This window comes from Vibrio sp. DNB22_10_4, assembly GCF_052879755.1.
Genome location: NZ_JBNNXW010000008.1, coordinates 25,912 through 52,129 on the forward strand (window position 1 = coordinate 25,912; position 26,218 = coordinate 52,129).

Here is a 26,218-nt window from a genome sequence, read left to right on the forward strand (position 1 = left end):
TGCTCCTTGTGATTGTTATTATTGATTCGGGTTGTACGGGTGATGCTGATGCCAGTGCTTGGCAATATCGACCCTACGGCATAGCCATACGTCTTCATGCTGACTGACATAGTCTAAAAAGCGTCGAAGAGACGCAATTCTTCCTGGGCGACCAATCAAACGACAATGTAAGCCAACCGACATCATTTTCGGTGCGTGTTCGCCCTCTTCGTATAAGGTGTCAAACGTATCCTTGAGATACTGATAGAACTGCTCACCAGAGTTAAAACCTTGCGTCGTGGCAAAACGCATATCGTTCACATCTAGTGTATAAGGAATCACCAGCTGAGGTCGGCCTGTCTCTGTATGCCAATACGGAAGGTCATCATCGTAGGCGTCTGAGTCATACAAGAAGCCGCCTTCTTCAGCGACGAGACGACGAGTATTAGGACCGGTACGTCCGGTGTACCAACCCACAGGGCGCTCACCCGTGACTTCTTTGATAATCGAAATCGCTTTTGCCATGTGATCACGCTCTTCGGATTCATCCATATACTGATAGTCAATCCAGCGATAACCGTGGCTGCAAATCTCGTGCCCAGCCTCCTTCATCGCCTTTGCCACCTCGGGATAGCGCTCAACGGCCATGGCAACAGCAAAAATCGTGAGAGGGATATCGTATTGTTCAAACAATCGAAGCACACGCCAAACACCTGCGCGGCTACCGTATTCGTAGATAGACTCCATGCTGATGTGACGTTCACCTTTTATCGGTGTTGCCGCTGGGATCTCAGAGAGAAATGCTTCCGATTCATCGTCACCGTGCAAAATGCAGCGCTCTCCACCCTCTTCGTAGTTCAATACAAAGGATACGGCGATTCGAGCATTGTTCGGCCACTTGGGGTGTGGAGGGTTGGCTCCATAGCCGATGAGGTTGCGCGAATAGTCCTTATTCATCCACTGACTCCTTTACCATCTCGGTGAACTTGCAACTGCATGTTCAATTACTCATTTCGTTAACTTAATTGTATACAATAATTTATCTTAATGTAAAGATTTTGTTTATTGAATTAAATTGTTAGATTAACTCACTCAAAATCAATAAGTTAAGTTAAATATCTCTGTTGAACGCTCAGATCTAGTGCACCCTGCACCATCACAAAGCAGAGAAATAGATCAACATTTTTGTAACTCAAAACTTTACTAATCGACTTAATTGTGTACATATTAATATCAGTAAAGGTCTTGGTACGACCTCGTTGTATACAAGATGGAACGATCAATTAAAGGAGCGTACGAAAGTACGAGAGTGATATGGGAAGACTGACAACACATGTATTGGATACGACCAACGGCGTTCCAGGCGCCGAGATCCAAGTAGAACTGTTTCGTGTACAAGGCGACACTCTTCAGTTCATCAAGCGTGTTTACACCAACTCCGATGGGCGAACTGACTCGCCAATTTTGGAGGGTGAAGCCTTTGTCTCTGGAAAGTATCAGCTCGTGTTCCATGTCGCTTCCTACTACCAAACTAAAGGCATTCAGCTCGATGACATTCCATTCTTGGATGATGTAGTGATCCGATTTGGACTCAATGATGAAGACGCCCACTATCACGTGCCTTTGTTGGTTTCCCCTTACAGTTTTTCGACCTACCGAGGCAGCTAACTCGGTGTCACTCGTCTCTTAAAAGTTGTCAACACAGCTTTGTATGAGCGGCGCATCAATACAATGCGCACAACCAACAAATTGAAATGAACCACCTCTCTCGAGGCATGGCTCTTTGCTTACGCTTATTGTGTCTATGCGGAGTCAGGGGTACTGCTGTTTTCAATTTAAGGATAAGCAATAGTAATTTTACCCACTCAACCTTCAAGGGTAATGCGAAAAGGACTTACTCAAATGAATGAAACCAAAGCAGAAGTGCTCAATGAAGCATCCCAAAACGGCCTCTTAGAGCGCTATTTTAAGATCAAACAACACGGTTCAAGTGTTAAAAACGAACTCTTAGGTGGCGTTACCACCTTTGCCACCATGGCCTACATCATCTTTGTAAACCCAAGTATCATGGCCGCATCAGGCATGGATCAAGGGGCGGTATTTGTCGCGACCTGTATAGGCGCAGCAATAGGCTGTTTACTGATGGGCTTATTTGCCAACTGGCCTGTGGGATTAGCACCAGGCATGGGTCTCAATGCATTTTTCTCATTTACCGTCGTAAGTGAAATGGGTTATAGCTGGGAAGTGGCGCTAGGTGCGGTATTTATCTCGGGTGTGTTGTTTGTTGGGATGAGTTTCTACAAGATACGACAATGGATTATTGAGAGTATCCCAGAAAGTCTTCGTTACGCAATGACCGCGGGCGTAGGTCTATTCTTGGGTCTGATTGGTCTCAAAACTGCAGGCATCGTCGTCGAAAACCCGGCAACATTGGTGTCTTTAGGTGATTTTACTAAACCAGACGCGTTGCTAGCAGCCGTGGCGTTCCTGATCATTGCCGTGTTGAGTGAACGCCGCGTTTTCGGCGCTGTACTTATCGGTATTCTTAGTGTCACTATGATTGGCATGATGATGGGAATTGTTCAGTACAATGGCTTTTTCTCAGCGCCTCCAAGCATTGCACCAACCTTCCTTGCTATGGATATTACCGGTGCGCTTAATATCTCTATGGTGAGCGTTATCCTAGCGTTCCTATTCGTGAACATGTTTGATACTGCTGGTACGCTTATGGGCGTGGCTGAGCGTGCAAATCTCGTCAACAAAGAAACCGGTAAAATAGAAGGCTTAAGCAAAGCACTCAAAGCGGACAGTATTTCTAGTGTCGCAGGCGCTTGCGTAGGTTGTCCACCGGTAACCAGTTATGTTGAAAGTGCTGCAGGTGTCGCTGCGGGGGCGAGAACCGGTCTCTCGGCCATTGTCGTAGCTATTCTATTCCTTGCGGCTATTTTCCTATCGCCTCTTGCAGGTATGATCCCCGCTTACGCGACCGCTGGCGCTCTTATTTACGTGGCCTTTGTCATGATGAGCAGTATGCAGCATGTTGATTGGAAAGACTTTACTAACGGTGCACCTGCTGCTATTACCGCACTCATGATGCCGCTGACCTTCTCAATAGCCAATGGTATCGCGCTTGGCTTTATCACCTACACAGTGCTAAAAGTCGCCACTGGTAAAACCAAAGATGTCTCGATCTCAATGTATATCCTGAGCGCCGTGTTCATCGCGAAACTGGTCTTTATTGGCTAAGCTATCGCTTCCAATAACGCGTTTCCACACTCTCATTTCCAGAATGAGATAAACAGAAAAGCAAAAAGCGGCAAACGTAAATTCGTTTGCCGCTTTTCTATGGCTCATCACAAATTGGTGTAATTCTGTATACCAAAGCCACGAACTAACGGCTTTTCACTCCGCAACCTTGAATCACCATCTTAGTTAGAAACGTCGCCGCCTCGTCAAAATCACAGTCGGTTAGCGCTGGCTTATCGAGTACGCTGCATATCTGCCAGCTAAAGTCCGCATACGTTTGAGTGGACGACCAAATAGCAAACATGAGGTGATGGGGCGGTACGTCATCCATTAGCCCCTGCTCTGCCCAATTGGCGAACTTCTCTAATATAAGTTGTGACTGCTGAAACAGCTTCGAGCGAATACTTTCTGGCAACACCTTAGCACCCGACATCACTTCACTGGCAAATACACGGGACGCGTGCGGATGGTCTCTGGAAATCATCAGCTTGGTTCGAATGTATTGGGTGAGCGCTTCAACCGGATCATCGAGTTGCTCGATAGGTAATGATGCTTCAAGAAGGGGCTGGGTAACGGTTTCTAGCACCGCATAATAGAGTTTATCTTTAGAGCTGAAGTAATAGAACACATTAGGTTTGGGAATATCCGCCGCCTTGGCGATGTCGACCATTTTTGTCGCCGCGTACCCGTGAGTTGCAAACTGCTCACTGGCCACTTCAATGATCAAATCTTGATTCTTCCGTCTAATGCGCGACATGCTTGTCCTTACTATCGTTGTTTTATACTTGGTATTTAACCTATCTTAATGAATTTAAATACTAAGTACAAAGCTAGAGATGCGTAACTCCGAGCGAGCGCAGGACATAAAAAATCCCGAAGCCAATACCAACTGCGTCTGATTGTTGAAGTTTGAAGCCGTAAACCTCAACGCAGTGGAATAACTTCGGGAACGCGCATAAAAGGAGACAAAACTACGCGATTAAGACGGAAACTTTTGGATAGGTAACCTGTAATTACTTTCCTCAGTCGTTACGAATTGAGTGGCCTGAGCGCATTTCAAGCGCTTTAATGAGCGCTGAATGATCCCAGTTCTCACCACCTTGGTCAGCACATTCATCAAAGAGCGCTTGAGCCGTTTCAGTATTCGGCAACGCAACCCCAAGTTCTTTAGCTCCGCTAAGAGCAAGGTTAAGGTCTTTTTGGTGCAGAGCAATTTTGAAGCCTGGATTAAAACTGCCTTCAATCATTCTTTCACCGTGAACTTCAAGAATTTTTGAGCTGGCAAAACCACCTAATAAAGCTTGGCGTACCCGAGCTGGATCAGCACCGGCTTTCGACGCAAACACTAACGCTTCAGACACCGCCTCAATGTTTAACGCCACTATGATTTGGTTCGCTACTTTACAAGTCTGTCCTGCGCCGCTGTCACCCACCAGCGTGATATTTTTACCCATCACTTCAAATAGAGGTCTCGCCGCATCAAAGGCTGGCTGATCGCCACCAACCATAATACTCAGTGTCGCATTCACCGCCCCTACTTCACCCCCTGATACCGGCGCATCTAAGTATTGCGCACCACTCTCTTTAATGCGTTTAGCAAAAGATTGAGTGGCCATCGGGGAGATAGAGCTCATGTCAATGACCAGCTTATTGGCACTGCCTACAAGACCCGCTTCCACACCGTCGGTTTCGAATAGGACGTCTTCAACTTGCGGCGTATTTGGCAGCATGAGAATCGTAATATCAGCGAGTTGAGTCGCCTCTTTCGGTGAATGACACACAGTAGCCCCACGTGCGACTAGCTCTGCGGGTGGCGGTGTAAAGTGGTCAGAAAGTACCAATTCATAGCCTGCATTTTGCAGGTTCTTCGCCATTGGCAGTCCCATGATTCCGGTTCCGATAAATGCAACTTTCATAGAATATTCTCCTTAATGTTCTCTATTACTGAAAAGCGTTTAACCACGACAGCCCTTGTTGAGTACCAGCCTTTGGTTTGTATTCGCACCCAATCCATCCTTGATAGCCAAGCTCATCAATATGAGGCAGCAAGAAGTCATAGTTGATTTCCCCAGTACCAGGCTCATGTCGGCCTGGGTTATCCGCCAATTGGATATGCGCTATCTTCGGTAAGTTATTTGCAATCGTTGGCGATAGATCACCTTCCATGATTTGCATATGGTAGATATCGTATTGGACAAATACATTGTCACTGCCCACTTCAGCGATGACTGATTGAGCTTGCTCTGTCGTGTTCAAAAAGAAACCAGGGATATCTCGGGTATTAATGGCTTCTATGACTAGGTTGATGCCCGCCGCTTCAAGCTGCTGAGCAGCGTAACGAAGGTTGATAACAAAGGTTGTGTGCGCGTCTTGCTGCGTCACCCCTTGGGGAATAATGCCGGCAAGGCAGTTCACTTGTGTGTTCCCTAATACTTTCGCGTACTCAATTGCTTTCGCGACACCGAGTTGAAACTCTTCGATTCGACTCGGGTCAACCGCGATGCCGCGATCCCCAGCATCCCAATCACCAGCGGGTAAGTTAAATAAGACTTGCTCGAGGCTGTTTTCTTCTAGCTTGCTCTTAATGGTCTCGGCATCAAAATCATACGGAAATAGATACTCGACCCCACGAAAGCCGGCTTGCGCTGCTTGTTCAAAGCGTTCTAAGAAATCAAACTCGGTAAATAACATCGATAAGTTGGCAGCAAATTTTGGCATTGCTCTCTCCTTGATAAACGATTGGTGGACAACGACTACTGTGACAATTTATGAGACGCCATCGAGGTCGGGGCATCACTGTCATTGTCAGCAAGTGGCTCAAATTCATTGATGGCATTGATCTCTGTTCCCATGGAAATATTGGTCACGCGTTCTAAGATCACTTCCACCACAACCGGCACTTGATGCGCCGCCATTAAGACGCGCGCCTGTGCAAAAGCATCTTGAATTTTGGCTGGATCGGTCACACGAATCGCCTTACAGCCCAGTCCTTCAACCACTTTCACGTGATCGACACCGTAGCCTTCTACCTCCGGTGAATTTTGGTTTTCAAACGCCAGTTGCACGCAATAGTCGATATCAAACTGACGCTGCGCCTGTCGTATCAACCCAAGGTAAGAGTTGTTAACCACAACATGGATGTACGGCAGATTAAACTGTGCGCCTACGGCCAACTCCTCAATCATGAATTGGAAGTCGTAATCGCCGGAAATCGCGACAACATCGCGCTGCGGATCCGCCACTTTTACACCAAGCGCGGCAGGAATCGTCCAACCTAGCGGCCCTGCTTGTCCGCAATTAATCCAGTGTCTTGGCTTATACACATGAAGAAACTGTGCCGCAGCGATCTGAGACAAACCAATCGTGCTGACATAACAAGTATCTGTACCAAATGCCTGATTCATCTCTTCATACACGCGCATTGGTTTAATCGGCGTGTCGGTGAAATGCGTTTTGCGGAGCATGGTAGCTTTACGATGCTGACATTGTCCAACCCAAGCCGATCTATCCGGAAGCGTGCCTTTTTTCGCTCGCTCTTTAGCGACATCGACCATCAGCTCAAGCGCCGCTTTGGCATCAGATACGATACCGAGATCTGGACAGAACACGCGGCCAATCTGAGTAGGTTCAATATCGATATGAACGAATTTTCGACCTTGGGTATAAACGTCTAGTGAACCCGTATGTCTATTGGCAAAGCGGTTACCGACCCCAAACACAAAATCGGAATCCAGCAAGGTCTGGTTACCGTAACGATGTGCCGTTTGTAGCCCAACCATGCCTGCCATGAGTTCATGATCATCAGGAATAGAACCCCAGCCCATAAGAGTTGGGATCACAGGCACCCCTGTCAGCTCGGCGAACTGTTGTAACAGATCAGAGGCACCCGCGTTAATAACCCCACCTCCAGAGACAATCACTGGTTTTTCCGATGCGGCTAACATGTCCAACGCTTTCTCAACTTGTTCACGACTAGCAGAAGGTTTAAACGCTGCTAGTGGTTCATAGCTATCGATATCAAACTCAATTTCTGCCAATTGGACATCGAGAGGTAGGTCAATGAGAACTGGACCTGGGCGACCCGAACGCATGATGTGAAAGGCTTTTTGAAATGCGCGTGGCACCTGAGCAGGTTCAAGTACTGTTGTCGCCCACTTAGTTACAGGCTTAGCAATGGATTCAATATCAACAGCCTGAAAATCTTCCTTATGCAGACGTGCTCTTGGGGCTTGACCCGTGATACATAAAATTGGAATCGAGTCCGCTGACGCGGAATAAAGGCCAGTAATCATATCCGTACCAGCAGGACCCGATGTTCCTATACACACACCGATATTATCTTGGTCAGTGCGCGTAAACCCTTCTGCCATATGCGAGGCACCCTCTACGTGACGTGCCAATACATGCTCTATGCCACCCAGCGCTTTCATCGCTGCATACATAGGATTAATAGCAGCGCCTGGTACACCAAACGCAACGTGCACCCCTTCTTTTTTTAGTACTGCTACTGCCGCTTCTATTGCTTTCATTCTTGCCATTCCAACCCCTCCACTAGATTGTGTACAATTTTCGATCACTTTGTGTACTATGAACCAATTCCGAACATTCGCAAGTCTTAAATTCACAATATTTTCACATAGAGCTCATGCACTAAGTGGTTACTTACCCCGTATCTACTGAATATAAATACTTTACATAAATTATCTTAACGTAAAAATACTTTCAAAAAATCTACTCGTTAAATTAATGAAAAATAGTCTTTGATCATTTGTAACTTTTCTCATATAAGTAGAAGTGAGATACATCTTTGTATACAAAAAATAATAATATTGTGTAAAGGAGACAGGCAATGGCCGTAATCGAAGGAATGAACACTACCGCTGCAAATCGGTTGAATGTAACAGGCGCGATGAACAATCGTGCTTACCAAGCAATACTATGTGAAGAAGCCGTTGCGTTCCTCTCTACGCTTGTAGAGCACTTTGGTGATCGTAGAGAACAACTACTCGCACAAAGAGATATTAAGCAAGCTGAATACGACAAGGGAGAGCTGCCTGGATTTCGCAGCGATACTGAATCGATTCGCAACAACAAAAGCTGGCGCGTGAACCCTATTCCCGAGCCATTGCTGGATCGCCGAGTGGAGATAACCGGGCCGGTCGATCGAAAAATGGTCATTAATGCACTCAACTCCGGCGCCAAAGTATTTATGTGCTGTTTTGAAGACGCCTCTGCACCGACTTGGGCGAATATGATTGAAGGCCAAATCAACCTTAGAGATGCCAACCTGGGTACCATCAGTCATTACGATGAGAATAAAGACAAGGACTACAAGCTAAGTAGCGATCCTGCTCTTCTTATCGCACGCCCAAGAGGCCTACATTTACCGGAAAAATCGATAGTGTTTGATGGCAAACCGATCGCCGGTTGCTTGATGGATTTTGCACTGTATTTCTTCCACAACCATCAATCACGCGCCGACAAAGGGCTTGGTGTGTACTACTACATTCCCAAACTAGAAAGCATGGAAGAAGCCAAATGGTGGGATGATGTCTTCGCATTTACTGAGGCCTATTTTGGTGTTCCTACTGGCACCATCAGAGCCACAGTGCTGATTGAAACGCTCCCTGCGGTATTCCAAATGGACGAGATTTTGTACGCAATGAAAGACCACATTGTTGCTATGAACTGCGGCCGCTGGGACTACATTTTTAGCTACATCAAAACGCTTAAGAATCATCAAGACCGCATTCTGCCAGATCGCCACGGCATAGGTATGGATCAAGCCTTTCTTAATGCCTATAGCCAATTGTTAGTGAGAACTTGTCACGCTCGAGGCGCCCTTGCGATGGGTGGCATGTCGGCCTTTATTCCCGCGAAAGAGCCACAAGAAATGGCTCGCGTCACTGCAAAAGTGATTGAAGACAAACAGCGTGAATCTCAAAACGGCCATGACGGTACTTGGGTTGCACACCCCGCTCTGGTCAACTTAGCCATGTCGACATTTGATAAGCATCTAAAAGGCAAAATTAATCAGCTCGACTTCGTGAGTCCTGATACTGAGATAACTGCAGAAACACTCCTTGAGCCATGCGAAGGAACTCGTGACGAAGCCGGTGTTCGCAAGAACATTCGCATCGCGCTCTATTACATTGAAGCGTGGATCCAAGGCCAAGGCTGCGTCCCTATCTACGGACTGATGGAAGATGCGGCAACGGCAGAGATCTCCCGAGCCAATATTTGGCAATGGATTCATCACGGGATCACTCTTGATGATGGCCAACCTTTTACCGCAGAGCTCTTTCATACATGGCTCTACCAAGAGCTCAATACCATTCAACAGGAAGTGGGCGATACGCGTTATTATGCCGGGCGCTTTAACGAAACCGCTGACCTTTTCTACGAGCTGTCGACATCTAAACAGTTCGCTAGCTTCCTGACCTTACCTAGCTATTCCCTGCTCTAAGCGTCGATAGTGGGCTAACTTGTTTCGAGGGAGCTCACTATCAATCGGGAAAAGCGCAAGCGACTAGACGACGAGGAAACAACATGGGAAGTTTAACTCTTAACCAAGCACTGACGATTATTGACGCGACCTTCAATGCAGGAAAAAGCCATGAATGCGCACCATTAACTGCGGCAGTACTGGATAGCGGCGGCAAGCTCATCTCTCTGCAGCGCCAAGACGGCTCCAGTATGATGAGGCCTGATATCGCCATAGCTAAAGCTTGGGGGGCACTCGCTCTCGGTTGTTCGTCTAGAAAGTTGGCACAAGATGCCGATGTTAGACCGGCGTTTATCTCTGCAGTGAACGTTTTGGCAGATGGCAACATGGTTCCTGTGCCCGGTGGTCTGCTGATTCGAGACAAGGACAAGCATGTAATTGGCGCAATTGGTGTGAGTGGCGATTTGTCCGATACCGATGAGCGCTGTGCATTAATCGGTATCGCTGCAGCAAACTTGTTTAGTGACGAGCTAGCTGCATAACGCCAATTTACATAAAGACAAAAAAAGAGGTCTAGTTTCCTAGACCTCTTTTTCTATTCACATTCACTGATGCTACTCGTATTGGCTCAGCCATACCTTAAGCAGTTGATTGGCTTGTTTCTTCTGCGCCGCTGTCATGGACTTTACTAGACTCTTTTGCACATCGGCATGTTCTTCAATTAACTTATCAATCAGTACAAGGCCGTCTTGGGTTAATTGTACGGTGACACTGCGGCGATCTTCTTTGCTGTGCTCTCTGGAAATTAATCCCTTATTCTCGAGCTTATCGAGGCGGTTCGTCATCGCACCGGATGTGAGCATCATAGTATCAATGAGCTCGGAAGGCGTTAATCGATAAGGCTTACCGCTACGTCGAAGGGTCGCCAACACGTCAAATTCCCCCAGCTTTAGGTCGTACTTCTTGTGCAAATCTGCGACTTTGGTTTCCATATATTTGGCAATGCGCATCAGTCGTCCCATCATTGCCATCGGATCTGTATCCAGCTCTGGCTTTTGTTTTGCCCACTGTTCGACCACTCGATCTATCGCGTCCATTCCAATATGTTCTCGCTGTTTAGTTATAAGAATACAAGGCTCAATAAAACTAGTTTAACATAAAGATACTTTACAGACAGCTCAAAGATGGTTAAAGTGGCGGCAGATATCTTAACATAAAGATAAATTACATGAACATACTTCTAGCAATGATTCCCGCCTTTTTCTGGGGCACAACCTACGCGGTCACGAAGTTTACCCTTCCTGACTGGCCGCCAATTTTGCTGGGTGCTCTTCGCGCACTGCCAGCAGGTTTGCTATTGCTACTCGTTAAACCGTCATTACCAAAGAAAGGTGAATGGCGAACCTTGTTCATTCTCGGTACGGTAAACATCGCCACCTTCTTCGGCCTTATCTTTGTAATGGCACAAACGTTACCTTCGACCATATCCGGTGTTGGCATGGTGTCTGTACCCGTATTTGCCATGTTGTATCAATGGTTAGTGAACCGCAAACGCCCAAGCTGGTTACAAACGTTAAGTGGATTCGCGTTGGTACTGTTTGCCTTCTTCCTGTTCTCACCGGGCTCGATTTCACTCAATCCAATTGGCCTTGGTGCCATGCTCGCCGCCATTATGTGTATTGTTGTCGGCAGTGGTATGACTAAGACGCTCGGTAGTCGTATCCATTGGTGGACGATTCTAACTTGGCAGTTGATCTTAGGGGGCGCAGTACTCGGTCTCGCATCCGGTGTCCAAGCAGCGCTTGAACCGCAAATCTATGTATCGGTTATCGACAATTTTTCGACTCAGAACCTAATGGGACTGCTTTGGGTCGTGGGTCTTAATACCGCATTAAGCTACGGCATGTACGTTTGGTTGCTACAACGCATGAGTGTGGTCGACTTTACCTTTGGCGGTATCGCCAACCCTATCGCGGGTATTGTCTGTGGCATGGTGCTACTAGGTGAGTCATTTACGCAAACCCAGTACGCATTGATGATTGGCATGATCATGATGTCTTTGGTTCCGCAAACACTACAAGCGGTTAAACAACACAGATTAGCCAGCTTGGCGAAACAAGGTTAACCAAGCGATTAAAATCGAAAGTGGCTTGAGGTTCTTAGTCGAACTACGTACCATACGGCCACTTTTTCATTACAGCGCGATCAATATGAAACGACTTGTCCTCTACGTTAAAGACAAATGCCCACATTGCAAAGATGCTCAACGCTACCTAGACAGCAAAGGCTATAAATATCGTCTTACCAACGCAAAAATGCAGCGCGGCCGTAAAGAGCTCGACGCCATTGGTGCCCGTTCATTGCCTGTATTGAAGATTGGTGACCGCTATATGATTGGCTGGAACCCAAACAATTTTGAGAAAATGTATAGCAGCAATTAACTCACGATTTCCTATACTGCCCCTATCTCGCAAAGCAACTCGCTAATCACAAGGGGCATTGGATGTACCATTCTTTTCCAACGCGGTTTCTGACGCGTCTTTTAGGCGTAATATCGATAGCCCTAACAAGCAACTTCACAAGCGCCACCCTCCCCCTTGATGAAGCTCGAATCGCCAATCAACGGCTTTACATGTTGCAGTTCAATGAGGCCAACGATCCGTCGTTAAACTGCTTAGCGATTCAAATCGGCAATAAGACTCTTGTAACCCCTGCGCACTGCTTGGTATCAAAATCAGACGCCACACTCTACCCTTTAAGACACCTTCGTCTTACACCGCTATTTTCCCAAGATGAACGCTATACCTATGCACATGTGGTGTCTGTCACCACCGATCATCACAAGTTGGCACAAGTCACGACTGAGCAAGATTGGGCAATTTTAGAGGTCAACACCGATCTAGGCTGCCACCAGCAATTGCATTCACTGCTGGTGATGCCTAAGCAAGGCTGGCAGTCGGAGCCTGTTCAACTGGCCGTTTGGGACAGGGCTCGCGATGCTCTGTCGGTGGAAACGTGTCTACTTGATTCCAATGAAAACAAACAGCTCACCTTGAGCAATTGCGACGAAATGAGCGAACTCATCGCAGGTACGCCTGTTATCAGCCTCATTGGTGCGACAGACACCTTGGTTGGCTTGGTTACCAGCAGTAGTAAACACAATGGCAGTACTTATTATCATGTAACGCCGATTGAGGCGGCACTGAGCCGGTTGGAGCCTAGTCAGCTCTGCACTGCATCTGCTTTTTAGTAAAGTCGATAAAGCTTCTATCTGCCCGTGATAAATACCCATCTTTCCGCCAAGCCAATGCCAAATCGACAAACACGGGCGGTTCAAATGAAATGCCTTTTACTTCCGGCTCATGTTCCGTCACCAGTTCAAGGAGTGCAGTGATCGCGTATTCATGTTTCACAATAGAGAGGATCATGGGCAACAAATTGGTTTCGAATGAAAACTCGGCCTCAATCTGTCTGCGTTTGCGCTCTTCATCAATAAAGTCTCGATGAAAGTAACCCGGTTTGAACATCACCAGCTCTTCATCAAAAAACTCATCAAAATCTAATGAAGTTCGGCTAGCAAAATGATGATGCTGACTAACGACAGCCACCATTTCAGAGCGAAAAATCTGATCCACTTCGAGATCATCCGGAACGTCTTTGTTTCTGATGACACCGAGATCGATCTCACCACTTAGCAGCATCCGACGAATGTCTTGGGTTCCCGCCTCAACCACCGTCATTTTAAGGTGGGGATAAGCACTTTTAAACGCCATTACGATTTCAGGGAAAAAGTACGACCCCATCATGCTTGGCGTCCCGAGACGAACTTCTCCTTTTAGCAGGCCTTTCATTTCGTCTACGGCAAGCTTGGCATCCTCTATTTGCTGCAATACCTTACGCGCGTGAGGCTCAAGTGCTCGCCCTTCTTGAGTGAGACGCACTTGTTTGTCGATTCGAGTGAATAGTTGGATGCCAAGCTGCTGCTCGAATTTACGGATAGAAATACTCAACGCGGGCTGAGCGATCATTACGGCTTGCGCGGCTCGGGTAAAATTTTGGTGGTCGACCACTGCAAGAAAGTGAGTGAGCTGCTTAACGTCCATCATTAATAAAATATATTCAAACCATATTTTTAATATATTTCATTAATCAAAATAGCAATGCTAGTTTGATCACATAGTTAACCATTTTTGCAGTAAGGCTTTACCGTGATTGAATTGCACTCTCCTCAATATCGACGTATTACCCTCGCTCTCGCATTGGGCTCGTTTTTGGTGTTTTGCAATCTTTATGTGTTTCAACCAATCTTGCCTCAGTTAAGTAGTCACTTTGAGGTGTCTGAAACGGAAATCAACTGGGTATTTGCTGCCTCGACTCTCGCACTATCCCTATGCTTGGTTCCTTGGGCAATCACCTCAGAAAGTGTTGGTCGCCGTGCCGTAATGATTGGTGGCCTAATGTCGCTGCCTGCCATCGGTTATGCGATGATGTTAACCGATAGCTTAACCACGATTGTCTTATTGAGAGCTGCGATGGGCGTTGGGCTAGCGGCCTTTGCCTCTGTCGCCGTTGCCTACATGGTAGAAGAACTGTCACCCGATGCGTTCACTAAAGCAATTGGCGGATATATTGCCGCAAATTCACTAGGTGGTATTGCTGGGCGCGTCGCAGGCGGAGTGTTGACCGACTATTTTGACTGGAAAACGGCGGTGTTTGTTATCGCCACTTTCACACTGATTTCTACTTTGGTGGTCATCGCGATGCTACCTAAACAGCAGCACTTTAAACCCGCTCGGGGGCTGTTCTACCATCACAATCGCAGTTTAGTTATCCACATCTCAAACCCAACGATTTGGGTGGCGATGCTCATTGGCGGCATTAACTTTGCGCTGTTCGTCAACCTCTACTCGGTGATGGGATTTCGCTTGGTCGAGGCTCCGCACAACCTACCCATTGCGCTTAGCTCACTCATTTTCCTATGCTATTTAGCGGGGACGGTGTCATCAAAACTCAGCGCAAACTGGCGCAAAAAGTTTCCACCGATTCCAGGAATGGTATTTGGAACCTTGTTGAGCCTACTGGGTATGCTGGTCGCCTTATTTGAATCCATCCCTATGATGCTGCTAGGCCTTCTACTCATCAGTGGCGGCGCATTCTTCACACATACGTTGGCCTATGCATGGGTAAGTCAAAAGGCGACACAAGCAAAAGCGACCGCCACTGCCCTCTATCTGGTGCACTATTACATTGGCGGTAGTTTAGGCGGATTTTTCTTACTCTATTGCTGGCAGGTAGGTCGATGGCCGGGTGTCGTCGAAGGTGGTGCATTACTCTATGCGGCGCTATTTGGACTTTGCTACAAACTGTATAACATCAACCAGCGCAGCCTAGTTGCCGTTAAGCCTATTGACCATCGGTCTTAGTCAATCAATTAGGGCTAGACAACGAGATTACGTTCGCTATCGCCGCCATAGCAGCATATAATTGCCGTTGTATTAAATATGGTAAATGTTATGTCGTTACGTGAAGAAGTAGTAAAGATTGAACAACAAGTTCAGCAATGGCTAAAGGACGTGGTCATTGGTTTAAACCTATGTCCATTCGCAGCCAAGCCTGAGCGCAATAAGCAGATTAAGACTTTTGTTAGCCTTGCTGACAAAGAAGAAGGCCTGCTAGAAGATATTCTCAGTGAGCTTATGCTGCTTGAACAAACCGATGCGAAAGATCTTGAAACCACACTAGTGGTCGTCCCTAAGATGCTGCATGACTTTGTTGACTACAACTTCTTCATCGACTGGGTCGAAGCCCTCATTAAGCAAAATGACTGGGAAGGTATTTATCAGGTTGCTACCTTCCACCCAAACTATTGCTTTGGTGGAGTCGAGCCTGAAGACCCAGAAAATCTAACCAATCGCTCTCCATACCCAATCTTTCACCTCATCCGTGAAGAGAGCATGGAGCGTGTTCTTAAGCACTACCCTGATCCAGAAGCGATTCCAGACAATAACATTGCGAGGGTCAGTGAACTTGACGAGCACGAGAGAAAACGCCTGTTCCCCTATCTTTTCTCTTAAAACATCGACTGCATAGCGGGTTATTCGCAATAGATCGGCTCAATATTAGGTTGCGATAATGTAGATACTCAATAGCGCCTGTCGCTGCTAAGGTATCGATATTCACCTATTGAGAGCATCACCATGAAACCTTGGATCAAATTTATCCCGCTTTGCCTTTTGGTCGGCTATGTCGTTATTTATGATGTCATCGATCAATACGACCACAGTCAAGCGGCTGAACAACAAGTTGTCGTTTCGCAAACGGTCGCGAAGCAAGCGAGTCCTGAGTAAACACCCACAGAGCAAACTACTCACTCTCTATTTTCCCAGCTTTTGGCAGTCATTCTCGACAATCCCCTACGCGACGAGTAAATCGGCTTAAGTGGGGGAATTGATGGAATTCTTACATTCCTTTACTTCCACAATCACCCCTTGATTGATAGTCTTGATGAATAATAAACGCCGCACAATACGGGTGACCAATGAGTCTAGCACTCACAATTTTTACTAACGTTGGCAAAACTGGTGTCGAGCTAGCCAGTTATCAAGCACCCTCTGCAACACGCGCTGTCGAAATCTGGGACAAGATACCCAGTGCTTCAGAAGTCACTCTGCATTACTTAGTGATTATGGAAGGCAGCAATCATATCGACAGCAAGTTTATCGATACTCGTTACGTTGGACAGTTGCTTGAGATGTGGGGACAGTTTGATACGTTTTATCAACAGTCCCAAGAAAACTAGTTCCAAGAAAGCTGTTAAAAGGCCACCTCGAAAGGTGGCCTTTAAATACGACGACTCGGGACCCTAATCCGAAACGACGTTTTCCAAAAAGTACGTGTACTCTTTGAAACTGTTGGCATGATGACACAATCGATTAGGTCATCACCCAAATAGACGTATTGGTGATATTAACAATTCAGTCAACCAGTTGAATAGTTTAAGAATCCTACCTTTATACGCGCCTAAAAACAATATCAGAGTAAAAGACTGACCGGTGTTCGATATTCGAGTCTCAAGAAAATGACCATCGGTGTAGCGCATAAACCTCTGCTCTGATAGGATCTCATCACCAATTATCAAACAGCAAAATCGATGAAACTAACCAAACTTACCCAACCGATCTTTGATCACCTATACCGCGATATTACCGGGTTCCGTACTACGTTTGATCTTCCAGTCAATGATGCTAGCTCACTAGATGATGCAGCAGACACGCTACATAGCTCACTCGCTATCGAAGAAATGACAGAGCTTGCAGAAGCGGACTCGAAAGTAGAACAAGCGGACGCAATCATCGATTCAGTATATGTTTTGATGGGTCGTTTAGTTCATCTTGGCGACAGCAAAGTAGAAGACAACGTTGCGATCAGCTATCTGATTGAACTGCTTCTGCACGTTGCAGCAAACCGCGACATCGACTTCATCAAATGCTGGGATGAAATTCACTCAAGCAACATGAGTAAAGTGTGCCGCAACGAAAAAGAGTACCAAGAAACCGAAGCGCACTACGCTGAGCAAGGCATCAAGCTGATGGCCGTGACTAAAGGCGAATACATTATCGCTAAATGCGCAGAAGACTTCGTTTCAGAAGCGAAGACCATCCGTAAAGGTAAAGTGTTAAAGTCGGTCTACTACCGCCCTGCGGACTTGTCACCGTTGGTATAAAACCTTCTAAAGAAACGGCCTCAACAGAGGCCGTTTTTAATCGTATAGATTTTCCATCACTTAAATTTTATCTTCATTCATTGAAGATCAATAACGGCTTGCCGTTCACTTCTATCTTGCTTACCGAAGTTTGATATACGGACTCAATATTCTCTGGCGTTAGTACTTCATCGCCCGTTCCTACGGCTTCAACGACACCATTATTGAGCATCACCACATGATCCGCACGTCTAAGCGTGGTATTTAAATCGTGATTCGCCACCACCACTGAAAGCCCTTGAGACGTCACAAGCTCAATCAACTGATTGAGGTATTTCTCTTGCCCAACATCCAGTGGCGCTGCCGGCTCATCAAGAATCAATACTTTTGAATGGGGGTTCAATGGGCGCCATATCTGCAAGCAGCATGCGGCTAGTCTAACTCTCTGCCACTCACCACCCGACAAATGGTGCACCGTTCTTGACAGCATGTTATCGAGCTTTAAAAGCGCAGTGATCTCAGAGATAGTTTGGTTCAGGATTGCTTCACCACCCTTTCCGTTAGAACTAGTCTGCCCATTAGGAATGGATAAGGAGAGATACTGGTACACAGGCATGTTAAACGCAGGGCGCGCAGCCTGTGGCAGATATGCACGTATCATCGCCATGTCAGGGAGTGACATATCGGCTAAGTCCATACCAGCAATTTCCACCTGCCCTTCATAGTTAAGCACGCCTGCTAGCGCGGCAAGCAAAGTACTCTTGCCACTGCCATTTGGACCGATGACATGAGTTAGCTGGCCTTCGGGAAATGAAAGGCTAGCGGGCAAAAGTCGAGTACCTATGGCAAGATTATGAACTTGAATCATGGTTTCTTAACAGCATCCAAATAAACACAGGAGCACCGATCGTCGTCGTCATGACGCCAACGGGCAACTCTGCGGAGTCTAGCACCGTTCTCGCCAAGATATCGGATATCACTAACAAGGCCGCTCCAGTCAACGCTGACAACGGCAGCAAGTATCGATTTTCAGTACCAAACGCCAAGCGCAAAAGGTGTGGCACGACCAAACCAACAAAGCTGATAACACCGCCAAGAGCCACAGAGCCACCCACCAACAGTGAGACAGCGAGTATCAGTTGCCAGCGAATTCGGAGTACATCGATACCGAGTTGCTTAGCGTGGATTTCCCCCACCATTAGCTTATCGAGCGTTGCGCCTTTGCTGCACAGCCAAATAGCCACAGGAATCATAGCAATGGTGAGTGTGTGCTGATACCAACTCACGCCACCAACGCTGCCCATCAGCCAATACATGAGCTGGCGAATACTCAAATCATCACTAAAGTAAAATGCCCACGTCACCACAGCACCAGACAAAATACCTAATGCCACCCCGACTAACAGTAAGCGAGTCGTGGTCAGCCGCATAGTTTTTGCCATCGAGACAAGAATAAGCGTAAAACCAAGCGCTCCAAGAACGCCGGCGAGCATAAATCCTAACGGCGTCGCAGCAGCCGGGAAAGCAAACAACACCAGCACCATGCCCAAACTGGCACCACCGGAAATACCGAGCACACCCGGTTCGGCCAACACATTACCCAATAGAACTTGAAGCGAAGCACCAGAGAGCGCCAGCGCAGCGCCTATCGCGGCAGCGGCAAATAGCCTAGGCATACGCAGATCGTAAAGAAGACGAGACTCTAGCGCCGATTGCGGAGAAAAAGGATTGATGAATACTTCGCCAACAGAGAGATGAAGTAGCGCACAAGTAAATAAGACGCCTGACATCACTATCATTAGGATGTGCCAGCGTCTTTGGTTTTGATTCAGTAACTGATTGAATTCCATTAGGGGAGCATAACAGCCGCGCTCAAGAACGCCACTGATTTTCTATTAATCGTAGACCAGTTGGTCATCCTCATAGCGAGTTGCCACTTTAACCACCATTAGAGCCGCTCTTTGCCCTATCACCACTTTGCGATTTGGGAATACAATCGCTTCGTGATCGTTTTTCGCCATCAACGGCTTATCTCCATCATGACCGAATACTTCCCCATGCTTAAACTCCGTGAAGTTCTCGACATCATCGTCAAACAAGAAGTCGAAGTCGTCATGGTGACGAACAACGGTGCGAGAAACGCGATAGATGATCGGCGTCTTTGCCAAATGTTCAGGCTTCTCAGCAGCCAGCAAGTCTCTAGTCGCTAAATCAAATGCCAGCAGTTTGGTCAGATCGTTCTCGCCAATGCGAGCCACGCGACCTAACTCCATTGTCAGCGCCTGTGCACCGTAGTTCTCGGCTGAGAACCAACTGAAGGTACTAGACGGAGCGTTAGACAGCAGCACAGCGTCCATATGAGCGCTGGACACATAGTCAAACAAGGCTTTACTGCGCACAGCATGGCGCGTCTTAGGACTCACCACAAAAGAATAGTGCTTAGACTCTCGGATAGCGCAATGCAGGTCAAGGTGCCAACGACGCGCAACGGCCGTGTCTTGATAGAAGTCGTTCACAAGTTTTTTAAGGTGCTTTGCTATCGCGACTTCGCGGTTCACAGTGCCCTCTTTATTACCGAAAAGGCGGTTCAGATTCTCATCGATAAAACGCGTGTGACGGTTGGTGGCTTCTGGGTGTGCGATGATAAACAAACAACGCGCCTTGAGCTTTAAAAAACCCGATTCAATATCGTCAACGATCTTATCGACTAACTCCATTGGCGCAGTCTCATCACCGTGGATCCCACAAGAGATGATGATGTGCTCACTGTCCTCGTCAAGCTCACAAGGTGTGATTTCCAATACACCACGATAGCGGTGATCGAACTTTACTCCGTCGTCGGTAGTTTTTGATATTGCGGTGAATTCAGTTTCGGTTTCTAAAGTATCTTTTAGAAATGACTGGCGAAAAAACGATTTCGTCATGCGCTGCTCCCTATCTAACAGCGGTATGGTAATGAAACAAGAGAGAAAATTATACGAATATGATCGCGTTTATCGAAGTAAGTCGCGTTACTTGGGGAGAAAAACTCCAAACTGTTCAAAAAACAGGCCATCTAAAGCCAGTTTGCCCCCACCAGCAGTAAAACCTTAATACTGGTGAGGGCTAAGCAGTGCTATCAACCAACCTCGTTGAGAAGTGCCTCAAACTCATCAACTTTCATCGATAAGCTTCGCATACTTTGTTCCCAAAACTCCGATTGCGTGAGATCTTTGTTCATGTGTTTAAACACCACATCTTCCGCAAGATGCGAACCAGTATCTCGAAGTAGCGCCACGTAATCAGGATAGAAAGACTCTCCTTTTTGCTCACGCTGCGCATACACACCCTGACTAAACAAGTAGCCAAATAAGTACGGGTAGTTGTAGAAGCTCAGTTCAGAAATACTAAAGTGCAGTTTACTCGCCCAGAAGTAAGGGTCAGTGCCCTCCATCGAATCACCATACCACTCTGACCATGTTGTCGACATCAGCTCGCATAGCTGTTCCGCATCGAGCTCACTCTCCTGACGCGCTTGATAGAACGCTTTTTCAAACTCAAAACGAACCGGAATATTAATGGTAAGTGCATAAGCAGACGACAACTCTTCCCACAACATTTCCAGCTTTTCTTCACTGGTTTTTGCTTGCTCCAGCAAATAGTCACGAACGATGTTTTCAGCAAAAATAGAGGCGGTTTCAGCAAGGGTCATCGGGTAGCTAGTGCGACATAGTGGCAAATCACGCATCACCCAATTGTGGAATGCATGGCCTAGTTCGTGAGCAAGCGTCAGCAGATCAGAGCGGCTGCCACCCCAAGTCATGAACACAAGAGGTGTACGAGTGGCGGCCAACTGCGTGCAGTAAGCGCCAAGGCGACGGTTTTCTGATGGCTCAGCATCTATCCAACCGTTATCGATCATAGTTTGTACAAACTCAGCCATCTCTGGATTCACTTGCTCAAAGGCACATTTTATCACTTCAATGCCTTCTGAAAACTCGTAGACTTTGGCTTCGCCGTTGCCTAATGGCGGCATAGCAGCAAGGTGGTTCCACGGCGTCATACTTGGCAAGCCATGGACTTTCGCCATCAACTTACCCGCTTTTTGACCGATAACACGATGGCTTTTTGCCACCGACATCATTGCTTCTAAGGTCTCACGTTGAATGCGATTCGCTCTGAGGCTTGGGTCGAGAAAGTGCTCTTCGCTATTCTGAGAGCGCTTTTTTCCCTCATTGTGACGCCAGCCAGCAAGCGCATTCACGATGGCTGCAAAAGAAGTGTCGTTGGCCTTCATTGCCGCTTGAATCCCTTTCCAAGCCGCTTCTTGTTTTGCAAACTCGCCACCATACAAAAGGCTTGCTGCCGCTGAGAAGCCTAACGTTTCTTTGCCCTGCTCCGTTTCAATAGCGATGCTAAGTGAGCCAGTAATGTTGTCATAGAGGCGTCCCCACGCGTCGCGGCCATCAACCTGCATTGCCGACAGCAACTGCTCTTCAGCAATGCTGAGTTGAGTCTGTGCCTTGCGCTGTAGAAGTTCGATTTGAAAACCTTGGCCCGCTACAGAAGGGTTATCATGATCGAGGACTTGCTGAATAAAGGATACGTCTGCAAACGCCAGAACATTTTCATAAGGGCTGAATGCTTGCTCCAACTCCGAGCTCAATTGAGACAAACGACCAATCAACTGTTTAGCTTGCGTGTTTTGGGCATTGGTCGAGGCATGGCAGTTTGCCAGAGTGCTTACCGTATTGAGCAAGGTGCTCGCCGCTTCCATGGTCTGAATAGCGTTTTGCATCGCAACCACGTGCTGACGTTCTTCTTGATGATGAGTCAGTAATGAAATCGAGCGTTGAATCAGCTCAATGTCTTGTTCAACCTTGGGGTCATTCAATCCTTTATAGGCAATCGATAAATCCCAAACCGCGTTTTTCATAAGCTTTCCCTAGTAGATCATTATGTGATTGTGCATATAGCAGTACATATACGAACTAATATGGAGACAGCATCATCAAGTTTCAATGCTTAATAATTTTCAATTAGTTAGGAAGATCGTGTGGTATTGGATAAGGCGGTTTCAGATTCAATTCATCAACGTAAAAGAAGCGATAGGCTGCCCAATCACTTTAACATTGATCATCGATGGATAACGCGAATCAAACTGCAGCTGTGTTACGGTCGCATTGCCAATCGCAAGCGCCGCGTAAAGCTTAGGGTTGCGCCAATCAAGGCCGAGCACATCGGCTAGAATTTGGCGAATAACCCCGCCGTGACAAACAAGAAGTGTCTGTTGTTTGGTTTGAGCTAGCTGCTGCCAAGCCTTACTCACTCGAAGGTGAAAATCTTCAAGCGTTTCTGCATTGGGTAACTGGCATGTTGCGGGTGTTGACCAGAACGGCTCTAACGTTTGCCACTCCTCTTTTGACATACGATCAAAAGGCACGCCATCGTAATCACCAAAGTCCATTTCAGCGAATGCGGGTTCGATGCTAAGTTCGATGCCAGATTGTTCGCTGAAGGGTTTTGCAAGGTTCATGCACCGCGACAGTGGTGAGCTAATGACTCGACTTACGTTAAGTGATTCACTCAATAAAGCTTGTAGCGCTTGGTTATTTTGCTCAGCCTTCACACCAACATCGGTATGGCCATAAAGGGCAGCGGCACCATCAACTTTTGCGTGACGCAGTAAAAACACGTTCACTTTCATTGAGCAGCCCCCTTTAACACCAAGGGCAATCCTGCCGCCACCAGAGTCACTTGCTGCGCAATAGCAGCGACGCGCTGATTCATTCTTCCGGCATTGTCGACAAACAAACGCGAAACTTCGCCTAACGGCACCACGCCAAGGCCAACTTCATTGGATACCAAAATAATGTGGGCTTCACAACGTTCTAGGCTTTCGACTAACGATGCAATAGCGCGCTCAATCTCTCGCTCTACATCACCCCCGTTCTGCTGTGCATAATAGATGACATTGTTGAGCCACAAGGTTAAGCATTCAACTAAAACTACATCACGACTAGACAACGCCATTAGTGTCGCTGATAGATCTAGAGGAACTTCCCACTCTGTCCAGCCGTCACCGCGCTGCTGCTGATGATGAGCGATACGTTGCTGCATTTCCTCATCCAGCGGCTCAGAGGTTGCTAGATAATGTTTGGTCATGCCACACTGACCACGACCACCCGACCCACATAATGAAAAGACTCTTTGCTCAGCAAAGCGCGACTTACCAGAACGGGCGCCGCCCAACACTAACTCCACCGTCATCGCTATCTCACTACACCATCAAAACCATTAACATGAGTACGTAGGTCATTAGCTCAACCAACTGTTGAGCTGCACCTAAGCAGTCACCAGTAAAACCACCTAAACGTGCCAGAAGCCATTTCGTAAATACCAATCGAAATACCAAGGCAAAAGCAATTAGAATTGCTGCCAACGTTATGTCGTACATCAAGGCAGGCAACACGCCACACAGTGCCAAAAATACAAGTTCACCTGGAGTCTGTGTATTGGCAAGGGGTTTACTCTTACTCCCTTTCGGATCGGACACATAAGGCATCGCGGAAATAAGTGAAGCGGCAACGGCGCGACTAAACGCGTAACCGATGACGAAAACGGCAAATAGGTTAGCTTGTGTGGAAAGCTCTACTAAAGTGGCATATTTCAAAAGCAAAGCCATGACTAGGGTCGACACGCCGTAAGTGCCAAGACGACTGTCTTTCATGATCTCGAGGCGGCGCTCTTGCGTCATCCCTCCGCCAATACCGTCCGCCATGTCTGCGAGCCCATCTTCGTGAAACGCACCTGTGAGCAGCAGGCTAAACACCATGGTAAGGACTATCGCAATACTGGCTGGCAAAAGCTCGCTAACAACCGTGAAAAAGCCACCGCATAAGGCACCCAATAACACGCCAACCAAAGCAAAATAGCGCCCAGCTCTATTCATTCTTTCATTAGAATATGGGGTGTTGGCTGGTATCGGCAGCCTTGAGAAAAAACTCAGTGCCAAACAGAACAGTTGCCACTGGTAGCGCCAAAACGATGCTCGCTCACTCACACTGTTACCCCTGCACTCTCAAAGCTCGCCATTTCATTGTAAAACTCAACCGCGCAACGAATGAGAGGTAGCGCCAAGGCTGCTCCCGTACCCTCACCAAGACGCATGGACAAATCAAGTAGCGGAGAAGCGTTAAGCTCATCCAAAACAAAACGATGCGCACCTTCATTTGAGACATGAGAGAAAATCAGATACTCGCGTACAGTTGGTTCAAGCTTGCACGCGGCTAACGCGGCAACTGATACAATAAAGCCATCGACAAGTACCGGAACCTGCTGCTTGCTCGCTTGCAAAAACGCGCCAACCATATGAACAATTTCAAACCCACCTAGCTGCGCTAGAACCGTCATCACATCTCGTTCATCAAAGCGAGATAACGCTTGTTCAACCAAACCCGTCTTTCTCACCAGTTGCTCTGGATTGATACCGGTACCAAGACCTACACTTTCAGCCACCGAAAGATCGGTCAACGCAGAAAGCAGTGCTGATGCCGAACTGGTATTGCCTATCCCCATCTCACCAAAAATCAACAGATCAGCTCCATCCGCCACGCACTGACTCACCACCGTTCTTCCACCCTCTAAACCTTGCGCGAGTTGAGATGGACTCATTGCAGGCTGAGTCGAAAAGTCCTCGGTTCCACAGCCAAGACGACTTAGTATCAATTGAGAAGACGGCGTATCAATGGCCGCTAGCATGCCACAGTCGACCACTTGAAAATCAATATTGTTCACTCGACAAAAACAATTGATCGCTGCACCACCGGAAAGAAAATTTGTGACCATCTGCTGCGTTACCGCACTCGGCGCAATACTAACGCCCTGCTCTGCGATACCGTGATCGCCTGCGAACACCACCACCTTAGGGTTGGACAGGGCTACTTTATTTACAAACTGACCAGAAGAGTGACTTTGAATTTTGGCGAGCTGCGCGGCGACGTTCTCTAACTCACCAAGAGCACCAAGAGGTTTAGTTTTTTGATCGATATGATTTTGAATCTGAAGGTCAAATTGATTGCTTAGCATTGTGTCCATTTCGCTATATCTGTCTCAAGTCGGTTTGTCTCAAGCAAGTTTTGCTCTCGCCTGAACCTTAATGGTTTTTTGCTAGTGTACGCGTGTCGGGCTTTCAAACCAAATGAAGTTATATCTGTAAGTGCATGAAAAGAAATCAATAGCAGAGGGACAGGAGTGGATTAAATAGCGAGGTTAAAGAGTAAGCGACCAACAGCGGCGGGTATCGCAAAGCGATAGCAAGTCTAGACTGCTAGACATTTGGGTTAGTAGCTTACTCACATAAAGCACTAAATCTAAAACTAAACCGCTTCCTCTTCGCGTAACTCTGAAAACAAGATCGCCAAACCGTCATCAGAGACTCGAGGCTTCGCCAGATTACACGTTTTACAGCACTCCTTATCCATTTTGCAGTGCTGACCCATTAATAAGCTATCTAAATTGCGAGTGCCCGCTTTGCAGTCCAACTCTAGTGACTTAAAAATACGACAATCATCGCTTTCAGGCGAGTCAACAACGCCAATAATTGAAACGCCTTGAGACTTAGCGAGCAACAATAACTCTTCGATCTTTTGTTTGAGTTCTGTATTCATCCTGTTGTGTCCAAACTATTATTTATTATTCTTAACGCTAGCTTAGACTAAAGTTTAATGAAATGTGTTAATAGCACTCACTATTGTCGAAAAATGATAGAAGACTCGTATTTTCGATTTTGCCAATAAATTTATAAATCACACTCTTACTGTAAAATTTTTGTAAAGATACTAAGTAACAGGCTATTTTTTGCATTG

Annotated in this window: 28 protein-coding genes; 12 read left to right on the plus strand and 16 right to left on the minus strand. The window is 47.0% G+C overall.

The annotated features are described in order from the left end of the window. Positions 1 to 18: 18 nt before the first annotated feature. On the minus strand, positions 19 to 936 hold the full coding sequence (gene puuE / locus ACVA6Q_RS17060) for an allantoinase PuuE (protein WP_446648277.1): 918 nt from the start codon (positions 934 to 936) through the stop codon (positions 19 to 21). 357 nt (positions 937 to 1,293) lie between these two features. Here puuE and uraH point away from each other — a divergent pair, with 357 nt between their 5' ends. Further along, entirely contained in the window at positions 1,294 to 1,647 is a 354-nt protein-coding gene (gene uraH / locus ACVA6Q_RS17065; protein WP_353496348.1) for a hydroxyisourate hydrolase, read from the plus strand. A 234-nt stretch (positions 1,648 to 1,881) separates the two neighbouring features. After that, entirely contained in the window at positions 1,882 to 3,225 is a 1,344-nt protein-coding gene (locus tag ACVA6Q_RS17070; RefSeq protein WP_446648278.1) for an NCS2 family permease, read from the plus strand. Positions 3,226 to 3,370: 145 nt separating this feature from the next. Here ACVA6Q_RS17070 and ACVA6Q_RS17075 read toward each other — a convergent pair whose 3' ends face one another. The 4 genes from ACVA6Q_RS17075 to gcl form a co-directional block, all read right to left on the minus strand. Further along, positions 3,371 to 3,982, minus strand: a complete 612-nt coding sequence (locus ACVA6Q_RS17075) for a TetR family transcriptional regulator C-terminal domain-containing protein (protein ID WP_446648279.1) — start codon at positions 3,980 to 3,982, stop codon at positions 3,371 to 3,373. A 265-nt stretch (positions 3,983 to 4,247) separates the two neighbouring features. Then, complete coding sequence (locus ACVA6Q_RS17080) at positions 4,248 to 5,141, minus strand: 2-hydroxy-3-oxopropionate reductase (protein ID WP_446648280.1); 894 nt, start codon at positions 5,139 to 5,141, stop codon at positions 4,248 to 4,250. A gap of 25 nt (positions 5,142 to 5,166) precedes the next feature. Then, positions 5,167 to 5,943: a hydroxypyruvate isomerase gene (gene hyi / locus ACVA6Q_RS17085; protein WP_446648281.1), complete on the minus strand. Its 777-nt coding sequence runs from the start codon at positions 5,941 to 5,943 to the stop codon at positions 5,167 to 5,169. A 35-nt stretch (positions 5,944 to 5,978) separates the two neighbouring features. Beyond that, positions 5,979 to 7,763, minus strand: coding sequence for a glyoxylate carboligase (gene gcl / locus ACVA6Q_RS17090; protein WP_446648282.1), 1,785 nt, complete (start codon positions 7,761 to 7,763; stop codon positions 5,979 to 5,981). 329 nt (positions 7,764 to 8,092) lie between these two features. On the opposite strand from gcl, the gene aceB reads away from it, so the two are divergent. Continuing rightward, positions 8,093 to 9,691 (plus strand): malate synthase A, encoded by a 1,599-nt coding sequence (aceB, locus tag ACVA6Q_RS17095; protein ID WP_446648405.1) that lies wholly within the window; start codon positions 8,093 to 8,095, stop codon positions 9,689 to 9,691. 83 nt (positions 9,692 to 9,774) lie between these two features. Beyond that, positions 9,775 to 10,212, plus strand: coding sequence for a GlcG/HbpS family heme-binding protein (locus ACVA6Q_RS17100; protein ID WP_353496354.1), 438 nt, complete (start codon positions 9,775 to 9,777; stop codon positions 10,210 to 10,212). Between the two features lie 72 nt (positions 10,213 to 10,284). On the opposite strand, the gene ACVA6Q_RS17105 is transcribed toward ACVA6Q_RS17100, so the two are convergent. Next, a complete protein-coding gene (locus tag ACVA6Q_RS17105; protein ID WP_042499692.1) occupies positions 10,285 to 10,767 on the minus strand; it encodes a MarR family winged helix-turn-helix transcriptional regulator in 483 nt (160 codons plus the stop codon). Positions 10,768 to 10,898: 131 nt separating this feature from the next. On the opposite strand from ACVA6Q_RS17105, the gene ACVA6Q_RS17110 reads away from it, so the two are divergent. The 3 genes from ACVA6Q_RS17110 to ACVA6Q_RS17120 all read left to right on the plus strand — a co-directional run bounded on the left by ACVA6Q_RS17110 (position 10,899) and on the right by ACVA6Q_RS17120 (position 12,920). Continuing rightward, positions 10,899 to 11,795 carry a DMT family transporter gene (locus ACVA6Q_RS17110; protein WP_353496355.1) on the plus strand — a complete coding sequence of 299 codons (897 nt, stop codon included), beginning with the start codon at positions 10,899 to 10,901 and terminating at the stop codon, positions 11,793 to 11,795. Positions 11,796 to 11,880: 85 nt separating this feature from the next. Continuing rightward, positions 11,881 to 12,111, plus strand: a complete 231-nt coding sequence (locus tag ACVA6Q_RS17115) for a glutaredoxin family protein (protein ID WP_353496356.1) — start codon at positions 11,881 to 11,883, stop codon at positions 12,109 to 12,111. A 62-nt stretch (positions 12,112 to 12,173) separates the two neighbouring features. Continuing rightward, positions 12,174 to 12,920, plus strand: a complete 747-nt coding sequence (locus ACVA6Q_RS17120) for a hypothetical protein (RefSeq protein WP_446648283.1) — start codon at positions 12,174 to 12,176, stop codon at positions 12,918 to 12,920. Here ACVA6Q_RS17120 and ACVA6Q_RS17125 read toward each other — a convergent pair. After that, positions 12,889 to 13,773, minus strand: coding sequence for a LysR family transcriptional regulator (locus ACVA6Q_RS17125; protein ID WP_446648406.1), 885 nt, complete (start codon positions 13,771 to 13,773; stop codon positions 12,889 to 12,891). The two genes, ACVA6Q_RS17120 and ACVA6Q_RS17125, sit on opposite strands and share 32 nt — an antisense overlap. 105 nt (positions 13,774 to 13,878) lie before the next feature. Here ACVA6Q_RS17125 and ACVA6Q_RS17130 point away from each other — a divergent pair, with 105 nt between their 5' ends. The 5 genes from ACVA6Q_RS17130 (at position 13,879) to ACVA6Q_RS17150 (ending at position 17,393) form a co-directional block, all read left to right on the plus strand. Next, entirely contained in the window at positions 13,879 to 15,093 is a 1,215-nt protein-coding gene (locus tag ACVA6Q_RS17130; protein ID WP_446648284.1) for an MFS transporter, read from the plus strand. Between the two features lie 90 nt (positions 15,094 to 15,183). Next, positions 15,184 to 15,744 (plus strand): DUF1415 domain-containing protein, encoded by a 561-nt coding sequence (locus ACVA6Q_RS17135; protein WP_353496359.1) that lies wholly within the window; start codon positions 15,184 to 15,186, stop codon positions 15,742 to 15,744. A 123-nt stretch (positions 15,745 to 15,867) separates the two neighbouring features. Beyond that, a complete protein-coding gene (locus ACVA6Q_RS17140) occupies positions 15,868 to 16,017 on the plus strand; it encodes a hypothetical protein (RefSeq protein WP_446648285.1) in 150 nt (49 codons plus the stop codon). Positions 16,018 to 16,208: 191 nt separating this feature from the next. After that, positions 16,209 to 16,469 (plus strand): hypothetical protein, encoded by a 261-nt coding sequence (locus tag ACVA6Q_RS17145; RefSeq protein ID WP_446648286.1) that lies wholly within the window; start codon positions 16,209 to 16,211, stop codon positions 16,467 to 16,469. 351 nt (positions 16,470 to 16,820) lie between these two features. Next, complete coding sequence (locus ACVA6Q_RS17150) at positions 16,821 to 17,393, plus strand: nucleoside triphosphate pyrophosphohydrolase family protein (protein WP_446648287.1); 573 nt, start codon at positions 16,821 to 16,823, stop codon at positions 17,391 to 17,393. Between the two features lie 73 nt (positions 17,394 to 17,466). Here ACVA6Q_RS17150 and btuD read toward each other — a convergent pair whose 3' ends face one another. The 9 genes from btuD to ACVA6Q_RS17195 all read right to left on the minus strand — a co-directional run bounded on the left by btuD (position 17,467) and on the right by ACVA6Q_RS17195 (position 26,020). Next, positions 17,467 to 18,240 (minus strand): vitamin B12 ABC transporter ATP-binding protein BtuD, encoded by a 774-nt coding sequence (btuD, locus tag ACVA6Q_RS17155; protein WP_446648288.1) that lies wholly within the window; start codon positions 18,238 to 18,240, stop codon positions 17,467 to 17,469. Then, positions 18,224 to 19,222: a vitamin B12 ABC transporter permease BtuC gene (gene btuC / locus ACVA6Q_RS17160; protein ID WP_353496363.1), complete on the minus strand. Its 999-nt coding sequence runs from the start codon at positions 19,220 to 19,222 to the stop codon at positions 18,224 to 18,226. Before btuC ends, btuD begins: the two co-directional genes overlap by 17 nt. 45 nt (positions 19,223 to 19,267) lie before the next feature. Then, positions 19,268 to 20,296: a succinylglutamate desuccinylase gene (locus ACVA6Q_RS17165; RefSeq protein WP_353496364.1), complete on the minus strand. Its 1,029-nt coding sequence runs from the start codon at positions 20,294 to 20,296 to the stop codon at positions 19,268 to 19,270. Positions 20,297 to 20,490: 194 nt separating this feature from the next. Further along, complete coding sequence (locus ACVA6Q_RS17170; protein WP_446648289.1) at positions 20,491 to 22,287, minus strand: M3 family oligoendopeptidase; 1,797 nt, start codon at positions 22,285 to 22,287, stop codon at positions 20,491 to 20,493. Between the two features lie 147 nt (positions 22,288 to 22,434). Then, positions 22,435 to 23,058, minus strand: coding sequence for a histidine phosphatase family protein (locus ACVA6Q_RS17175; protein WP_446648290.1), 624 nt, complete (start codon positions 23,056 to 23,058; stop codon positions 22,435 to 22,437). Next, the gene (gene cobU / locus ACVA6Q_RS17180) at positions 23,055 to 23,621 is read right to left on the minus strand and encodes a bifunctional adenosylcobinamide kinase/adenosylcobinamide-phosphate guanylyltransferase (RefSeq protein WP_446648291.1); all 567 of its coding nucleotides are present in this window, start codon (positions 23,619 to 23,621) and stop codon (positions 23,055 to 23,057) included. Before cobU ends, ACVA6Q_RS17175 begins: the two co-directional genes overlap by 4 nt. Before the next feature lie 10 nt (positions 23,622 to 23,631). Further along, entirely contained in the window at positions 23,632 to 24,414 is a 783-nt protein-coding gene (locus ACVA6Q_RS17185) for an adenosylcobinamide-GDP ribazoletransferase (protein WP_446648292.1), read from the minus strand. Further along, the gene (gene cobT / locus ACVA6Q_RS17190) at positions 24,411 to 25,439 is read right to left on the minus strand and encodes a nicotinate-nucleotide--dimethylbenzimidazole phosphoribosyltransferase (RefSeq protein ID WP_446648407.1); all 1,029 of its coding nucleotides are present in this window, start codon (positions 25,437 to 25,439) and stop codon (positions 24,411 to 24,413) included. The genes ACVA6Q_RS17185 and cobT overlap by 4 nt, the downstream gene beginning before the upstream one ends. A gap of 290 nt (positions 25,440 to 25,729) precedes the next feature. Next, entirely contained in the window at positions 25,730 to 26,020 is a 291-nt protein-coding gene (locus tag ACVA6Q_RS17195) for a hypothetical protein (protein WP_446648293.1), read from the minus strand. Between the last annotated feature and the right edge of the window lie 198 nt (positions 26,021 to 26,218).

Excerpts from the sequence above, each read along its gene's own strand:
- ACVA6Q_RS17075 (WP_446648279.1), bottom strand. The coding sequence starts at position 3,982 with ATGTCGCGCATTAGACGGAAGAATCAAGATTTGATCATTGAAGTGGCC.
- puuE (WP_446648277.1), bottom strand. The coding sequence starts at position 936 with ATGAATAAGGACTATTCGCGCAACCTCATCGGCTATGGAGCCAACCCT.
- ACVA6Q_RS17125 (WP_446648406.1), bottom strand. The coding sequence starts at position 13,773 with ATGGACGTTAAGCAGCTCACTCACTTTCTTGCAGTGGTCGACCACCAA.
- hyi (WP_446648281.1), bottom strand. The coding sequence starts at position 5,943 with ATGCCAAAATTTGCTGCCAACTTATCGATGTTATTTACCGAGTTTGAT.
- cobU (WP_446648291.1), bottom strand. The coding sequence starts at position 23,621 with ATGACGGTGGAGTTAGTGTTGGGCGGCGCCCGTTCTGGTAAGTCGCGC.
- btuC (WP_353496363.1), bottom strand. The coding sequence starts at position 19,222 with ATGGAATTCAATCAGTTACTGAATCAAAACCAAAGACGCTGGCACATC.
- ACVA6Q_RS17115 (WP_353496356.1), top strand. The coding sequence starts at position 11,881 with ATGAAACGACTTGTCCTCTACGTTAAAGACAAATGCCCACATTGCAAA.
- gcl (WP_446648282.1), bottom strand. The coding sequence starts at position 7,763 with ATGGCAAGAATGAAAGCAATAGAAGCGGCAGTAGCAGTACTAAAAAAA.
- ACVA6Q_RS17145 (WP_446648286.1), top strand. The coding sequence starts at position 16,209 with ATGAGTCTAGCACTCACAATTTTTACTAACGTTGGCAAAACTGGTGTC.
- ACVA6Q_RS17165 (WP_353496364.1), bottom strand. The coding sequence starts at position 20,296 with ATGACGAAATCGTTTTTTCGCCAGTCATTTCTAAAAGATACTTTAGAA.
- ACVA6Q_RS17170 (WP_446648289.1), bottom strand. The coding sequence starts at position 22,287 with ATGAAAAACGCGGTTTGGGATTTATCGATTGCCTATAAAGGATTGAAT.
- ACVA6Q_RS17175 (WP_446648290.1), bottom strand. The coding sequence starts at position 23,058 with ATGAAAGTGAACGTGTTTTTACTGCGTCACGCAAAAGTTGATGGTGCC.
- ACVA6Q_RS17120 (WP_446648283.1), top strand. The coding sequence starts at position 12,174 with ATGTACCATTCTTTTCCAACGCGGTTTCTGACGCGTCTTTTAGGCGTA.
- uraH (WP_353496348.1), top strand. The coding sequence starts at position 1,294 with ATGGGAAGACTGACAACACATGTATTGGATACGACCAACGGCGTTCCA.
- ACVA6Q_RS17070 (WP_446648278.1), top strand. The coding sequence starts at position 1,882 with ATGAATGAAACCAAAGCAGAAGTGCTCAATGAAGCATCCCAAAACGGC.
- ACVA6Q_RS17150 (WP_446648287.1), top strand. The coding sequence starts at position 16,821 with ATGAAACTAACCAAACTTACCCAACCGATCTTTGATCACCTATACCGC.
- cobT (WP_446648407.1), bottom strand. The coding sequence starts at position 25,439 with ATGCTAAGCAATCAATTTGACCTTCAGATTCAAAATCATATCGATCAA.
- ACVA6Q_RS17195 (WP_446648293.1), bottom strand. The coding sequence starts at position 26,020 with ATGAATACAGAACTCAAACAAAAGATCGAAGAGTTATTGTTGCTCGCT.
- ACVA6Q_RS17105 (WP_042499692.1), bottom strand. The coding sequence starts at position 10,767 with ATGGACGCGATAGATCGAGTGGTCGAACAGTGGGCAAAACAAAAGCCA.
- ACVA6Q_RS17140 (WP_446648285.1), top strand. The coding sequence starts at position 15,868 with ATGAAACCTTGGATCAAATTTATCCCGCTTTGCCTTTTGGTCGGCTAT.
- ACVA6Q_RS17135 (WP_353496359.1), top strand. The coding sequence starts at position 15,184 with ATGTCGTTACGTGAAGAAGTAGTAAAGATTGAACAACAAGTTCAGCAA.
- ACVA6Q_RS17100 (WP_353496354.1), top strand. The coding sequence starts at position 9,775 with ATGGGAAGTTTAACTCTTAACCAAGCACTGACGATTATTGACGCGACC.
- btuD (WP_446648288.1), bottom strand. The coding sequence starts at position 18,240 with ATGATTCAAGTTCATAATCTTGCCATAGGTACTCGACTTTTGCCCGCT.
- aceB (WP_446648405.1), top strand. The coding sequence starts at position 8,093 with ATGAACACTACCGCTGCAAATCGGTTGAATGTAACAGGCGCGATGAAC.
- ACVA6Q_RS17110 (WP_353496355.1), top strand. The coding sequence starts at position 10,899 with ATGAACATACTTCTAGCAATGATTCCCGCCTTTTTCTGGGGCACAACC.
- ACVA6Q_RS17080 (WP_446648280.1), bottom strand. The coding sequence starts at position 5,141 with ATGAAAGTTGCATTTATCGGAACCGGAATCATGGGACTGCCAATGGCG.